The sequence below is a fragment of the Phenylobacterium sp. genome (assembly GCF_030654915.1).
Classification (GTDB): Bacteria; Pseudomonadota; Alphaproteobacteria; order Caulobacterales; family Caulobacteraceae; genus Phenylobacterium.
Map to the genome: position 1 here is coordinate 1 of NZ_JAURWM010000168.1, position 12,221 is coordinate 12,221.

A 12,221-nucleotide genomic window follows, 5' to 3' on the forward strand; every position below is an offset into this window, starting at 1 on the left:
TGCGTCGGCCCTGGCCGCGCAGCTCTTCCTCGATCTTCCACTCGATCGGCAGGCCGTGGCAGTCCCAGCCCGGCACGTAATCCACGTCGTAGCCGAGCAGGAAGCGCGAGCGGACCACGAAGTCCTTCAGCGTCTTCTGCAGCGCGTGGCCGATATGGATGGCGCCGTTCGCATAGGGCGGCCCGTCGTGCAGCACGAACAGTGGCGCGCCCGCCCGCTGCCGTTCGGCGCGGATGGCGTTGTAGAGATCGAGCTTGGCCCAGCTCTCCAGGATTTCGGGTTCCTTCTTCGGCAACCCGGCGCGCATCGGGAACGGCGTGTCGGGAAGGAAGACGGTTTCGCGGTAATCGCGCGAAGGCATTTCGGCGTCGTCGGCCATGGGACTTTCCAGCTTGGCTCGGAACTTGGGGACTTAGACGGGTGGAACCCGGCGCGCGCTGGAGCGATCGTCCGGCGGCGTCACGCCGGGCGGATAATTCGCAGGGTTTTCCGAACCGAAGTCATGTTTGGGCTGTAGCAGAGGGCGCCGCCGCGCGCGAGCCCCCATTGGCCGGCCAGGGCGCCGCCGGCCCGTGATTTGACTTCCGGCACGCGGCCCCCCACTATCTAGGTGCGATGAGTATTTGCATGAACATGCCGCGCCGAGCGCACCATGCGGGCCGACTAGTCCAAGGAGACTAGCCCCGAACTCATATCGGCTGTGCGCCGAGGGTTCGGGGATGCTTCCTCCAAAATCGCGATCACTATCTCGATAGCCGTGACGTTTCGTCACGCGGAGCATCGTGATGTGTCGAAACAGAAAACCTCTCCCGCAGATACTGCGGGTGATCTTTCCCGTGCGTGAAATACGGATGCCTCATCGCTGGGGTTCCGCCGTTCCGCGCGCCCCGAGGCCGCTCCCCGAACCCGACGACCAGCCGCCGCCCTCGGCGCCTGACCCTCTTTCAAGGAACTGAACATGACCACCAAGACCAAGGCCCGCCCGAAGGTGCGGGTGACCGAAGCCGATTTCGAGAAGCTGGCCGCCATCGGCCGGGCCTCGCGCACGCCAATGCCGGGCGCCACCCTGCTGCTGGAGGAGTTGGAACGCTTCGCGATCGTCTCCGACCACGCTGATCGGCGCCTGAAGTTCGTCCGCCTAGGGTCGCAAGTGACCTATCGCGACCTCGTCCTGCAGCGCGAGCGCACTGTGCGCGTTGGTCTGCCCGGCGAGGCCAATGTGGACGAGAACCGCATCTCCGTGCTGGCGCCGGTCGGGGCGGCGCTGATGGGCTTGTCGGTCGGCGACGTATTCCGCTGGCTGGGTCCCGATGAAAAGCCGCGCGAGATCGAGGTCCTGAAGATCGAGGACTGAGAACGCGCCCGGCCAAGCCCGCCGTCGACGATCTCTTTGGCGGCTAGAACTCGGGCAGCAGCAGCGCCCGGGCCTGGTCGGCGTCGGCCATGACCTGGACGGTCATGGTCGCGAGGCTGTCGAACTTCTCTTCCGGACGCAGGAAGGCGACCAGGTCGGTCTCGATCACTTGGTCGTAGATGTCCTCGTCGAAGTCGAACAGCCAGACCTCCAGCCGCGGCGCGATCTCGCCGGCCACCGTCGGATTGACCCCGATATTGGCGACGCCTGCGATCTCGCGGCCGTCGGGCAGGCGGGTGCGGGTGGCGTAGACGCCAAGCTTGGGGATCACATAGTCGGTCAGCGCCACATTGGCGGTCGGGAAGCCCAGGGTGCGGCCAAGCTGGCGTCCGCGCTCGACTACGCCCTCAATGGCGAAGGGGCGGCCCAGGATGAAGGCGGCGGCTTCCGGATACCCGTCGCGCAGCGCCTCGCGCACGCCAGTCGAGGAGAACTTGGTGTCGCCCTGACCCAGCGCGTCGGCGACCGAGACCGTGAAGTCCAGTTCCTTGCCGTACTCCGCCATCAGTTCGGGGCTGCCGGTGCGGCCCTTGCCGAACGAGACGTCGAAGCCGACGGCGACATGACGGACGCCTAGCCCCCGCGCTAGCACCTGGGCGGCGAACTCGTGGTCGGTGAGGTCGGCCATCTCGCGGTCGAACGGCAGGACGTGGAAAATCTCGACGCCCAGGGCGGCTAGCGCTCGGGCCTGCTGGTCGGTCTTCATGATCCGGAAGGTCGGCGCGCCCGGCTGGAAGATCTGCCGAGGATGGGGATCAAAGCTGATGACGCCGAGCGGCGCCTTTAGCGCCTGGGCCGCCTTGGCCGCCTGGGCGATGACCTTCTGGTGGCCGCGATGGACGCCGTCGAAATTGCCGAACGCGACGGCGGCCCCGCGATCGGAGGCCTCCAGGCCCTTCCAGCCGTGAACGATACGCATGGGCTTAATCGGCCTTTGTCGTGCTGCGGCGCGGAACCATGACCACGGCCTCGCCGTCCACCACGGTCTTGCCGTCGACTTGGCAAATCGTAGTGAGCGTCGCGTGGGCGCGTCTTTCGTCCAGCGCCTGGACCGTGACGCGGGTGACGACCGGGTCGCCGATCTTCACCGGCCGTCGGAAGCGCAGGGACTGGGTGAGATAGATGGCGCCGGGACCCGGAAGCTTGGTGCCCAGCATCGCCGAGATATAGGCGCCCGACAGCATGCCGTGGGCGATGCGCCCCTGGAACGGCGTGGTCATGGCGTAGGCCTCGTCCAAGTGGACGGGATTGGTGTCGCCCGACACGGCGGCGAAGGCTTCCACGTCGGCCGCGCCCACGATCTTGGTGGTTTCGGCCGACTGACCGATGGTCAGATCCTCGAAGAAAATCCCCTGCACGCCCACCACTCCTGACCGTCGATCGCCCTAGTTAGCGGCTTTTGCTCACCACGCCAGATCGGCGATGGCGTAGGTGGCGCGTGCGCCGTCCTTGGCGAGCAGGCGCTCGACCGCGCTGGCGTCCAGGCCGTCAGCGCCAATCGTCTCGGCGCCGTGGATGCCGCTGGCGACGAACAGCACATCGAGGTCCTGGTCGTTGGCGCCCTTGGCGTCGGTGGCCACGGCGTCGCCGATGCAGAGCACCCGCGAGCGGTCCAGGTGCTTGCCGAGCAGGACCTGCGCTTCGCCCAGGCAGAGGTCGTAGATCGGCGCGTGCGGCTTGCCGGCCATGATCACCTGGCCGCCCAACTCTTCGTAGCGCTGGGCCAGGGCCCCGCCGCAATAGATCAGCTTGTCGCCGCGCTGCACGACGATGTCGGGATTGGCGCAGATCATCGGCAAGCCGCGCGCGATCGTCGCCTTGAACCGCGCCTCATAGTCGTCAGGCCCCTCGACCTCGTCATCGACGGGACCGGTGCAGGAGATGAAGGCCGCGTCCTCAGGACCGGCGAAGGCCAGGTCGAGCCCCTCATAGAGGACGAAGTCGCGGTCGGGGCCGATGGCCCAGGCGGGGCCGGGCGCGCGGCCGCTTAGCAGGATACGGGTGGCGTCGCCGGACGAGACGAAGGCCGACCAGGCCTCGCGCGGCACGCCGAGATCATCGAGTTGCTCGTGCACGGCGCTCGACGGGCGTGGCGAATTGGAGATCAGGATGACCGGGCCGCGCTCGGCGCGCCAGCGGGCGAGCGCCTCGTAGGCGGCGGGGAAGCTCTCCCGGCCATTGTGGATCACGCCCCACACATCTGAGAGCAACACGTCGTAGCGGTCGGCCACGGCCGACAGGCCGGAGATCAGGGCGGGTGCGGTCATGCTCGGGCGGTAACGGGCCGGGCGGCGAAGGTCAATGCGCCGAAGGGTTTCAGCCTCGCGAGCCGGCGCGCCGGGGCTGGGTCCGGTGCGGGAATTCGGCCGGCGGATCGGTCTCGGCCAGGACCGAGTCGCGGATCGCGCGGGGCTCGCCGAACAGGTGGCCTTGGCCAAAGGCGATGTCGAGTTCCAGGATATCGACGATCTGGCGCTCGCTCTCGACCTTCTCGGCGATCAGGTCGACGCCGTAGCGACGAGTCAGGGACGCGAAGTCCTGGGCGGCGAGGTCGGGCATCGAGCGGAACACCAGGCCGTCGTCGGTTTCCAGCAGCTCTTCCAGCAGGAATGGCGCGCTGACCTTCAGGAACTTCACGTCGGCGCGGGCCAGGTCGTGGAAGTCGATGTCGAGGTCGTGGACCTTGTCGAGCGAGAACCGGAAGCCGAGTTCGGCGAGCCGGCTCATGTTGCGGGCCTCGATCGCGCCGCGCGCGTCGAACGCGGCCTGGCCCAGCTCGAAGATCAGGGCGCCGGCGAGGTCACGGTTGTCGGCCAACAGCTCAAGGAACTGTGGGAAGAAGGTCTCGTCGGCCAGGCTGGCGATCGAAATGTTGCAGAAGATCCCGACCTTGCGGTCCTGCTTGGCCAGCCGGCGCACGATCTGCACGCAGCGGAACAGCAGCAGGTTGTCGATCGAGGTGACCAGGCCCTCGGGCTCGGCGACCGACAGATATTCGGCGGGCATCAGCACGCGGCCGCTCTCGTCGCGCAGGCGCGAATAGCTTTCGTAGAAGACCGTCCGGCGCTGGGGCAGGCTGACGACGGGCTGCAGGTAGAGGTCGACGCGGTTCTCGGCCAGGGCGGCGCGGACCGTATCAAGCAGGGCGGCCGATTGCCGTGCGCGGGCGCCGACGTCCTGGCGGGCGGGGAACGGGGCGACGGTGACGCGCTCCTCCAGCCGGTGGCTCATGCGCTCGACGAGGTCCTCCAACATGTGGACTTCGTCGGAGAGCGCCTCGGAGCGGTTGACGTCGTCGCTGACCGCGTCGGCGACTTCGCTCATCCGTGCGTCCACCAATTCCATCTGGCTGAGCATGATCCGCTGGGCGTCGCGCACGGACTCCAGTTCCTTGCGCAGGGTTCGCAGCTTCAGGGATTGGGCGATCAGGCCGTGCACCGCGAAGCAAAGGCCGAGCCCGCCGACCAGGGCGGCGACGCCCGCAGCCCAGCCTCCACCGTTCCGCCACAGCAGCAGGGCGACGATCAGAGCGAGACAGAGATAGGTGGCGCCGAGCGCCACCGAGGTGAACTGCCGCATGAACCCGCGTGTCCGAATCACCTGGAGTATCGGACGGCGAAGCTAGGCAAGTCGAATGGATTAAAGGCGTCGCGCCCAACCTGGGCGCCAAGGCCCCGCCTAGCGCGTCGGGACGGGGGTCTCGCCGCGATAGTCATAGAAGCCGCGACCGGCCTTGCGACCCAGCCAGCCGGCCTCGACGTACTTCACGAGCAGCGGGCAGGGGCGGTACTTGGAATCCGCGAGGCCCTCGTAGAGTACGTTCATGATCGACAGGACGGTGTCGAGGCCGATGAAGTCGCCGAGTTCCAGCGGGCCCATCGGATGATTGGCGCCCAGCTTCAAGGCGGTGTCGATGGCCTCGACCGTGCCGACCCCTTCGTACAGGGTGTAGATCGCCTCGTTGATCATCGGAACCAGGATGCGGTTGACGATGAAGGCCGGGAAGTCCTCGGCGTTGGCGGTGGTCTTGCCGAGTGACTTGGCGAAGTTGACGGCGGTCTCGTAGGTCGGCGCGTCGGTCGCTATGCCGCGGATGATCTCCACGAGCTTCATCAACGGCACCGGATTCATGAAGTGCAGGCCGATGAACCGTTCGGGGCGGTCGGAGGCCGCGCCGAGGCGGGTGATCGAGATGGAGGAGGTGTTGGAGGCCAGGATGGTGTCCGGGCCGAGATGGGGCGTCAGCGCCTTGAAGATGGCCTTCTTGACCTCTTCGTTCTCGGTCGCCGCCTCGATGGCCATGTCGGTCGCGCCGATGGCCTGAAGCTCGGGCGCGCCCTTGATGCGGGCGATGGCGCCGTCCATGGCGGCCTGGTCGATGATGCCGCGCACCACCTGCCGGCTGAGATTGCGCTCGATCAGCGACAGGCCCGCGGCGATCTTGTCTTCACTGACGTCGTGCAGCAGCACGTCGTAGCCCGCGAGCGCGCAAACATGCGCGATGCCCGATCCCATTTGGCCCGCGCCGATGACGCCGACCGACTTGATCTGAACCATGCCGAAAACTGCCTCGAATGACACGGACGCGGTCCCAGCCGCAGCCGCTTGTGACGGCTTTCTAACATGGGGAACGGCGCCGCCGCCAAGGCTTTTGCTGCGACGCAGCGTAGTTCCGGCGCGGAAAGGCGGAGTTGACGCAGGGGCGACCGCTTGGCGACCGCGCCTCAGTCAAAGAACAATCCCGCTCAGCGTGTATTGTTTGAACACTCAAGTGTCCGGTGCGCGCGCCGGACTCGCGAAATCTTGCGGTCGGGCACGAAAAAGGGGCGGTTCCTTGCGGAGCCGCCCCTGATCACATTCGTAAAATAGTCGCGCGTCGGCGGTTTATTTGCCGGCGGCGGTCAGAGCTTCCATCAGTTCCGGCACGGCGGTCTTGTAGTCCGCCACCAGACCGAAGTCGGCCACTTGGAAGATCGGCGCGTCGGCGTCCTTGTTGATCGCAACGATCACCTTGGAGTCCTTCATGCCGGCGAGATGCTGGATCGCGCCGGAGATGCCGATGGCCACATACAGTTCGGGAGCCACGACCTTGCCGGTCTGGCCGACCTGGTAGTCGTTGGGGGCGTAGCCCGCATCGACCGCCGCGCGGCTGGCGCCGACCGCCGCGCCGAGCTTGTCGGCGAGCGGTTCGATGACCTTGGAGAACTCTTCAGCCGAGCCCATGGCGCGGCCGCCGGAGACGACGATCTTGGCGCCGGCCAGCTCGGGACGAGCCGACTTGACCAGTTGCTGATCGACGAACTTCACCTTGGCCGAGGCCGCGCCCGCGGCGACGTTCTCGACCGAGGCCGAGCCGCCTTCACCGGCCGCCGCGAAGGCGGTGGCGCGGACGGTGATCACCTTCTTGGCGTCGGACGACTGGACGGTTTCCAGCGCGTTACCGGCGTAGATCGGGCGCACGAAGGTGTCATTGCTGACGACTTCGACGATTTCCGAGATCTGGGCGACGTTCAGCTTGGCCGCGATGCGGGGGCTGAAGTTCTTGCCCTGCGAGGTCGCCGGGGTCAGGACGGCGTCGTAGCCGGCCATCAGCGGCAGGACCGTGGCTTCGACAGCTTCGGCCAGGCCTTGGCCCAGTTCGTCGCTCTCGGCCAGCAGCACCTTGCGGACGCCGGCGATCTTGGCGGCGGCGTCGGCCGCGGCCTTGGCGTCCTTACCGGCGACCAGCACGTCCACGTCGCCCGAGAGGGCCAGCGCGGCGGTGACGGTCTTGTTGGTGGAATCCTTCAGCGACGCATTGTCGTGATCGGCGATGACGAGAACGGCCATTAGAGCACCCCCGCGGTCTTCAGGTTGGCGACCAGGTCGCCAGCGGATTCGACCTTGATGCCAGCCGAGCGCTTGGCGGGCTCAGTGACCTTCAAGACCTTCAGGTGAGGCGTCAGGTCGACGCCGAGCGAGGCGACTTCCTTGACGTCCAGCGGCTTCTTCTTCGCCTTCATGATGTTCGGCAGCGAAGCGTAGCGCGGCTCGTTGAGGCGCAGGTCGGCGGTGATGATCGCCGGCAGCGTCGCTTCGATGGTCTGCAGACCGCCGTCGACTTCGCGGGTCACCTTGGCGGTGTCAGCGCTCAGTTCGATGGCCGAGGCGAAGGTCGCCTGGGGCCAGTCGAGCAGGGCCGCCAGCATCTGGCCGGTGGCGTTGTTGTCGCCATCGATGGCTTGCTTGCCCATGATCACGACACCGGGAGCTTCCTCCGCGATGACCGCCTTGAGCACCTTGGCGACTTCCAGCGGCTCCAGATCCTGGTCCGACTGGATCAGGATGCCACGGTCGGCGCCCATGGCCAGAGCTTGACGCAGGGTTTCCTGAGCCTGTGCCGGTCCAATCGAGACGACGACCACTTCCGTGGCGACGCCCTTCTCCTTGAGGCGAACCGCCTCTTCGACTGCGATCTCGCAGAAGGGATTGATGGACATTTTGACATTGGCGAGGTCGACGCCCGATTGGTCGGACTTCACCCTGGCCTTGACGTTTGAATCGATCACCCGTTTGACCGGGACCAACACCTTCATGGGTTGCTAGCGCCTCAAAATTGCATTGCGAAAAAATGGGTCGGATGCGGCATAACGCTTCCGACGCGCTTTGCAAGTCAGTGGCGGGTCACACTTCGCCGCAATTTCGGCGAAAGGGACGGCTAGCAGCCGCCTTAATCGATGAATAGAACGACGCCATGAACCGTACGATCGACCGGCTTAAGCTGATCTTCCTCGCCGCTTTCGCCATCCTGAGCGCAGGCGCCTTCGCCTATCACATCGGCTGGGTGTGGCCTGGCCAGAAGTGTGAAGCCGCGGGCGACTGGTGGGACTGGCGGAGCCGGACCTGCGCCAGCCCAGTGCTGATTTCCGACATCACCGGCCGGGTCATCAAGAACGACGAGACCCGCAACGCCGCCAAGGCCGACGCAGCCAAGGCGCGCGCCGTGGGCGATGAGCCGGCCAAGCCCGCCGCGAAGGCGCAGGACCCCGCGCCGAAGCCCTAGCGCGTCGCGCCGGACTTCCAGAACACCTCGGCGCGGCCCTGGTCATTGGCGTGACGGGCCGCGACGAACAGGAAATCCGATAGCCTGTTCAAATACTTCATCGCCGTGGGGCTGACCCGTTCACCAGATTCCGTGAGGGCGACCGCTATGCGTTCGGCTCGGCGCGAGACGGTGCGCGCCAGGTGCAAATTGGCCGCAGCCGCGGTTCCGCCCGGCAGGATGAACGAGGTCAGCGGCGGCAGCTGCGCGTTCATCGCGTCGATCTCGCGCTCAAGACGCTCCACCTGGCTGTCGATCATGCGCAGCGTGTAGGTCTCGTCCTCCAGCGGCGGCGTCGCCAGATCGGCGCCCAGATCGAAGAGCTCGTTCTGAACCCGCGCCAGCATGGCGTCGAACTCGGCGTCGCTTCCGGTGTGCAGCCGGGCCAGCCCGACGCAGGCGTTGGTCTCGTCCACCGCGCCATAGGTCTCGACCCGCAGGGAGGACTTGGAGACCTGCTGGCCATTGGCCAGCCGGGTGGCGCCGGCGTCGCCGGTGCGGGTGTAGATTTTATTCAGCGTGACCATGTCAGCCGCCGGAGTTGTGACGCCACCAGACGGCGCTGACCAGCACCAGGATCGCGACCGCCTGCAGCAGCACGCGCAGCCGCATCAGCTTGTTCGAATAGGATCGTCCGAAGTCGCCGCCCCGGAACAGCGCGAAGAGCCCGACGAACAAGGTGAGGGTCACCGCCGCCAGGCTGATCGGAACGAGGTAGGTGAAGATGTTCATGGGACCAGTTTAACTCAGAATGGCCTGCCGGGCCTATCGGCTTAAGGCCTGGAGCGGGCGGAATCCGTCGGCGAGCAGGCCGATGTGGCGGTCCATCACCGCGCTCATGGTCTCGGCGTCGGCGTCATCCCACGCCGCCAGGCGATAGGTCCAGGCGTAGGAGGCCAGCAGGGCGTCCACCACCAGGTCGAGATCGATGTGAGGTCCGACGTCGCCGCGCGTGACGCCTTCGGCGATGCAGTCGCGGATCACCTGCTTGAGGCGCGGGGTGCGCCCATAGGGGCGGCTGGTGGGCGCGAGCGCCCAGTTATAGGCCGCCGCTATGTGCGCCAGGAACAGCCGGGTGCGCCGAGTCTCGAACGCGTAGTGGATCGCGAAGATCGAGCGCAGGCGATCAGGCGTCGAGCCGCGTAGATGCGGCACCACCCGATCAAGCTCGGCATAGAGCGCGTCCAGCCGGTCGGCCATGACTTGGCTAAGTATCTCGCCCTTGGAGGAGAAGGTGGTGAAGACGCTGCCGACTGAAACCGCCGCCTGGGTGGCGATCTCGCGAACCGTCGTGGTCTCGTAGCCTTGCGTTTCGAACAGCTCTCGGGCCGCGTCGAGCACGCGTTGGCGTGTCGCTTCCTTCTGGGATTTTCGTGCGCTCAAGATCGTTCCCCGGCCCACATCGAATGCGTGCGTTCCCCGCCTAGTGGTTACGGTGAATCTGGCTCAGGAATGCATTGAGGGTATTGATGCGACAGTTCGTCGCGGGGCCAAAGCCCGATCTGTTGAGCAAGCCGGCGGGCGAGATCTGATCTCGCTGGATCAAATCTCGCCCTGGCCTCAGTTTAGGACAGTTTTCAGCCGCGACGGGCGCCGGCCAAGATCACGCGAATCTGATCCTTGGCCTTGGCTTGGAGCGCTTCGAGGCTCCAGCCGCCGAAGATGGCTTCGTTGAAATTGGCCAGATAGCAATCGAACAGCATCTGGCTGCGAAGCTTGGCCTCGGCTTCTTGCGAAAGCTCGCCGCGCTCGACGCCCAGCGTCAGTTGTTCGGTGAAGAGATCATGGATCGTCTGCACGGGCGGCAGTCCGCGCAGCTCCGCACCTTGATCAGGCTGCCAGGAAACGCCAAAGGCGGCGCGCGCCAGCGGCAGGCGGCTCTTGTAGAAGGCGTAGCCGGCCATGAAGAGCTTCAGCAGGGTGTCGTCCACGCCGCGACCGCGCGAGACGCCGTCACGCATGGCGTCGACCAGCGACTCCATGTCGGCGATCATGATCTCGCGGAATAGGTCGGACTTGTCGGCGAAGTTGGCGAACACCGCGCCGGTCGACATGCCGGCCTCGGCGGCGATGTCGCGGATGGTGGCGCCTTCGTAACCCGACTCCGAGAACAGGCGACGGGCGGCCGACAGGACCTTGGCGCGGGTCTGTTGCTTGGCCAGGGCGCGACGGGTCGGGACGCGGACCTCGGCTTCGCCAGCGGCTTCAATATTGCCAGAAACGTGTTTCATCGGGCGACGAGCCTCGTCATAGCCAGGGTCGTTCGCGGTTCGGACTTTACGCAAAACTCTTCCACAATTCTCTCGAACAGCTCGACGAGGCGCTGCGCGACGCGCGCCCCGGCGTGGGAAGCGGCGCGCAGACCAGCGATGAACTGACCCACTTCAACTTTGGATTGGCTACCGCCCGGGGGGAGTCGGACGGCGGTGTCGCAGGTCATCATGACCACATGTTCCTCTTAGCCCTTCGACACGGCGCGTCCAAGCGAAGGGTTTTGTTGATCGTGTTCAACGAACTCGTTCCGCGATACGAATATATCCTCGGTTTAGACCAGGAGGCACGGCTTGACCGTGTGGCGCGACGTCGCAGACCAGTGGTTTCCCGCCAGTTTTGGGTCTTTTCGGTACAAGTCACGAGAGTTTGAAAGACTCTCAATCGCTGAGCGCGCTCGTGTAACGCTGAAACATAAAGCGCATGAACCCTGCCAATAGGTCGGGGCGGCGCCGCGTCATGCGTGGAAGGCGACGCCGTGGGGCTCTTGGAACGCCCTTTGGGGCGGTCTAGTTGGCGCCTTCGAGCATCCGACGGGCGATGACTTGGGCTTGGATTTCGCCGGCGCCTTCAAAGATGTTCAGGATGCGGGCGTCGGCCAGAACCCGGCTGACCGGCTGCTCGAGCGCAAAGCCCGTGCCGCCATGGATCTGCACGGCGTTGTCGGCGCAGGCCCAGGCGACCCTCGCGGCGACCAGCTTGGCCATGCCGGCCTCGAGGTCGCAGCGTCGGCCCTGGTCTTTCGCCCCGGCCGCGAACCAGGCCAGGCGGCGCGCGCCGAGGATCTCGGCGGCCATATAGGCGAGCTTGTTGGCCACGCGGGGGAAGTCGGCGATCGACTGGCCGAACTGCCGGCGCGCGATCGCGTAGTCGAGAGCCAAGTCGAGCGCCGATTGAGCGACGCCGATGGCCCGCGCCGCGGTCTGGATCCGGGCGCTTTCAAAGGTGGCCATCAGTTGCGAGAAGCCCTGGCCTTCCTGGCCGCCTAGCAGGTTGGCGTGCGGTACGGCGAAGCCGTCGAAGGCGATCTCGTACTCCTTCATGCCCCGGTAGCCGATCACCCCGATTTCGCCGCCATCCATGCCGGCGGCCGGGAAGGGCGCCTGCACGGTCCCGCGCGGCTTCTCGGCCAGGAACATCGACAACCCGCGATGGTCCTTCGAGGTGGGATCGGTACGCACCAGTAGGGTCATCAGGTCGGCGCGGGCCGCGTGGGTGATCCAGGTCTTCGCCCCCGTCACCATCCACGCATCGCCTTCCCGAACCGCGCGGGTGCGTAGCGAGCCGAGATCCGAGCCGGCTTCCGGCTCGGTGAAAACCGCGGTGGGGATGATCTGCCCCGAGGCGATGGCCGGCAGGAAGCGCTGCTTCTGCTCATCTGTTCCGTGGGCGAGGATCAGTTCGGCGGCGATCTCCGAGCGAGTCCCGAGCGAGCCGGTCCCGATCCAGCCGCGC

At 66.2% G+C, this 12,221-nt stretch carries 15 protein-coding genes; 2 read left to right on the forward strand and 13 right to left on the reverse strand.

Annotated elements, in window-relative coordinates:
• Positions 1-379 (reverse strand): class I tRNA ligase family protein (locus Q7T84_RS08720; RefSeq protein WP_304807815.1); only part of this gene is annotated, 379 nt, incomplete at its 3' end.
• 579 nt (positions 380-958) lie between these two features.
• Here Q7T84_RS08720 and Q7T84_RS08725 point away from each other — a divergent pair.
• On the forward strand, positions 959-1,354 hold the full coding sequence (locus Q7T84_RS08725; protein WP_304807817.1) for a GreA/GreB family elongation factor: 396 nt from the start codon (positions 959-961) through the stop codon (positions 1,352-1,354).
• 43 nt (positions 1,355-1,397) lie between these two features.
• Here Q7T84_RS08725 and Q7T84_RS08730 read toward each other — a convergent pair whose 3' ends face one another.
• From Q7T84_RS08730 to Q7T84_RS08760, 7 genes are all read right to left on the reverse strand, one after another.
• The gene (locus Q7T84_RS08730) at positions 1,398-2,333 is read right to left on the reverse strand and encodes a bifunctional riboflavin kinase/FAD synthetase (protein ID WP_304807819.1); all 936 of its coding nucleotides are present in this window, start codon (positions 2,331-2,333) and stop codon (positions 1,398-1,400) included.
• A 4-nt stretch (positions 2,334-2,337) separates the two neighbouring features.
• On the reverse strand, positions 2,338-2,772 hold the full coding sequence (locus Q7T84_RS08735; protein ID WP_304807822.1) for a MaoC family dehydratase: 435 nt from the start codon (positions 2,770-2,772) through the stop codon (positions 2,338-2,340).
• A gap of 45 nt (positions 2,773-2,817) precedes the next feature.
• Complete coding sequence (locus Q7T84_RS08740; protein WP_304807824.1) at positions 2,818-3,681, reverse strand: TIGR01459 family HAD-type hydrolase; 864 nt, start codon at positions 3,679-3,681, stop codon at positions 2,818-2,820.
• Positions 3,682-3,730: 49 nt separating this feature from the next.
• Complete coding sequence (locus Q7T84_RS08745) at positions 3,731-4,993, reverse strand: EAL domain-containing protein (RefSeq protein WP_304807826.1); 1,263 nt, start codon at positions 4,991-4,993, stop codon at positions 3,731-3,733.
• 99 nt (positions 4,994-5,092) lie between these two features.
• On the reverse strand, positions 5,093-5,971 hold the full coding sequence (locus Q7T84_RS08750; protein ID WP_304807844.1) for a 3-hydroxybutyryl-CoA dehydrogenase: 879 nt from the start codon (positions 5,969-5,971) through the stop codon (positions 5,093-5,095).
• Positions 5,972-6,298: 327 nt separating this feature from the next.
• Positions 6,299-7,243: an electron transfer flavoprotein subunit alpha/FixB family protein gene (locus tag Q7T84_RS08755; protein WP_304807828.1), complete on the reverse strand. Its 945-nt coding sequence runs from the start codon at positions 7,241-7,243 to the stop codon at positions 6,299-6,301.
• A complete protein-coding gene (locus tag Q7T84_RS08760) occupies positions 7,243-7,989 on the reverse strand; it encodes an electron transfer flavoprotein subunit beta/FixA family protein (RefSeq protein WP_304807830.1) in 747 nt (248 codons plus the stop codon). Before Q7T84_RS08760 ends, Q7T84_RS08755 begins: the two co-directional genes overlap by 1 nt.
• Positions 7,990-8,147: 158 nt before the next feature.
• On the opposite strand from Q7T84_RS08760, the gene Q7T84_RS08765 reads away from it, so the two are divergent.
• On the forward strand, positions 8,148-8,456 hold the full coding sequence (locus Q7T84_RS08765; protein WP_304807832.1) for a hypothetical protein: 309 nt from the start codon (positions 8,148-8,150) through the stop codon (positions 8,454-8,456).
• Here the strand turns inward: Q7T84_RS08765 and Q7T84_RS08770 are convergent.
• The 5 genes from Q7T84_RS08770 to Q7T84_RS08790 form a co-directional block, all read right to left on the reverse strand.
• Positions 8,453-9,022 carry a cob(I)yrinic acid a,c-diamide adenosyltransferase gene (locus Q7T84_RS08770; protein ID WP_304807834.1) on the reverse strand — a complete coding sequence of 190 codons (570 nt, stop codon included), beginning with the start codon at positions 9,020-9,022 and terminating at the stop codon, positions 8,453-8,455. The two genes, Q7T84_RS08765 and Q7T84_RS08770, sit on opposite strands and share 4 nt — an antisense overlap.
• A 1-nt stretch (position 9,023) precedes the next feature.
• Positions 9,024-9,227 (reverse strand): twin transmembrane helix small protein, encoded by a 204-nt coding sequence (locus Q7T84_RS08775; RefSeq protein WP_304807836.1) that lies wholly within the window; start codon positions 9,225-9,227, stop codon positions 9,024-9,026.
• 33 nt (positions 9,228-9,260) lie between these two features.
• Positions 9,261-9,878, reverse strand: coding sequence for a TetR/AcrR family transcriptional regulator (locus tag Q7T84_RS08780; protein ID WP_304807838.1), 618 nt, complete (start codon positions 9,876-9,878; stop codon positions 9,261-9,263).
• A gap of 194 nt (positions 9,879-10,072) precedes the next feature.
• The gene (locus Q7T84_RS08785) at positions 10,073-10,726 is read right to left on the reverse strand and encodes a TetR/AcrR family transcriptional regulator (RefSeq protein ID WP_304807840.1); all 654 of its coding nucleotides are present in this window, start codon (positions 10,724-10,726) and stop codon (positions 10,073-10,075) included.
• A 549-nt stretch (positions 10,727-11,275) separates the two neighbouring features.
• Positions 11,276-12,221, reverse strand: a 946-nt coding sequence (locus Q7T84_RS08790) for an acyl-CoA dehydrogenase family protein (protein WP_304807842.1), incomplete at its 5' end; no start/stop codon positions are given.

Bases quoted from the DNA above. Each gene is read 5' to 3' on its own strand.
- Q7T84_RS08730 (WP_304807819.1), bottom strand. From the start codon at position 2,333: ATGCGTATCGTTCACGGCTGGAAGGGCCTGGAGGCCTCCGATCGCGGG.
- Q7T84_RS08775 (WP_304807836.1), bottom strand. From the start codon at position 9,227: ATGAACATCTTCACCTACCTCGTTCCGATCAGCCTGGCGGCGGTGACC.
- Q7T84_RS08750 (WP_304807844.1), bottom strand. From the start codon at position 5,971: ATGGTTCAGATCAAGTCGGTCGGCGTCATCGGCGCGGGCCAAATGGGA.
- Q7T84_RS08740 (WP_304807824.1), bottom strand. From the start codon at position 3,681: ATGACCGCACCCGCCCTGATCTCCGGCCTGTCGGCCGTGGCCGACCGC.
- Q7T84_RS08755 (WP_304807828.1), bottom strand. From the start codon at position 7,243: ATGGCCGTTCTCGTCATCGCCGATCACGACAATGCGTCGCTGAAGGAT.
- Q7T84_RS08770 (WP_304807834.1), bottom strand. From the start codon at position 9,022: ATGGTCACGCTGAATAAAATCTACACCCGCACCGGCGACGCCGGCGCC.
- Q7T84_RS08725 (WP_304807817.1), top strand. From the start codon at position 959: ATGACCACCAAGACCAAGGCCCGCCCGAAGGTGCGGGTGACCGAAGCC.
- Q7T84_RS08745 (WP_304807826.1), bottom strand. From the start codon at position 4,993: ATGCGGCAGTTCACCTCGGTGGCGCTCGGCGCCACCTATCTCTGTCTC.
- Q7T84_RS08785 (WP_304807840.1), bottom strand. From the start codon at position 10,726: ATGAAACACGTTTCTGGCAATATTGAAGCCGCTGGCGAAGCCGAGGTC.
- Q7T84_RS08760 (WP_304807830.1), bottom strand. From the start codon at position 7,989: ATGAAGGTGTTGGTCCCGGTCAAACGGGTGATCGATTCAAACGTCAAG.
- Q7T84_RS08765 (WP_304807832.1), top strand. From the start codon at position 8,148: ATGAACCGTACGATCGACCGGCTTAAGCTGATCTTCCTCGCCGCTTTC.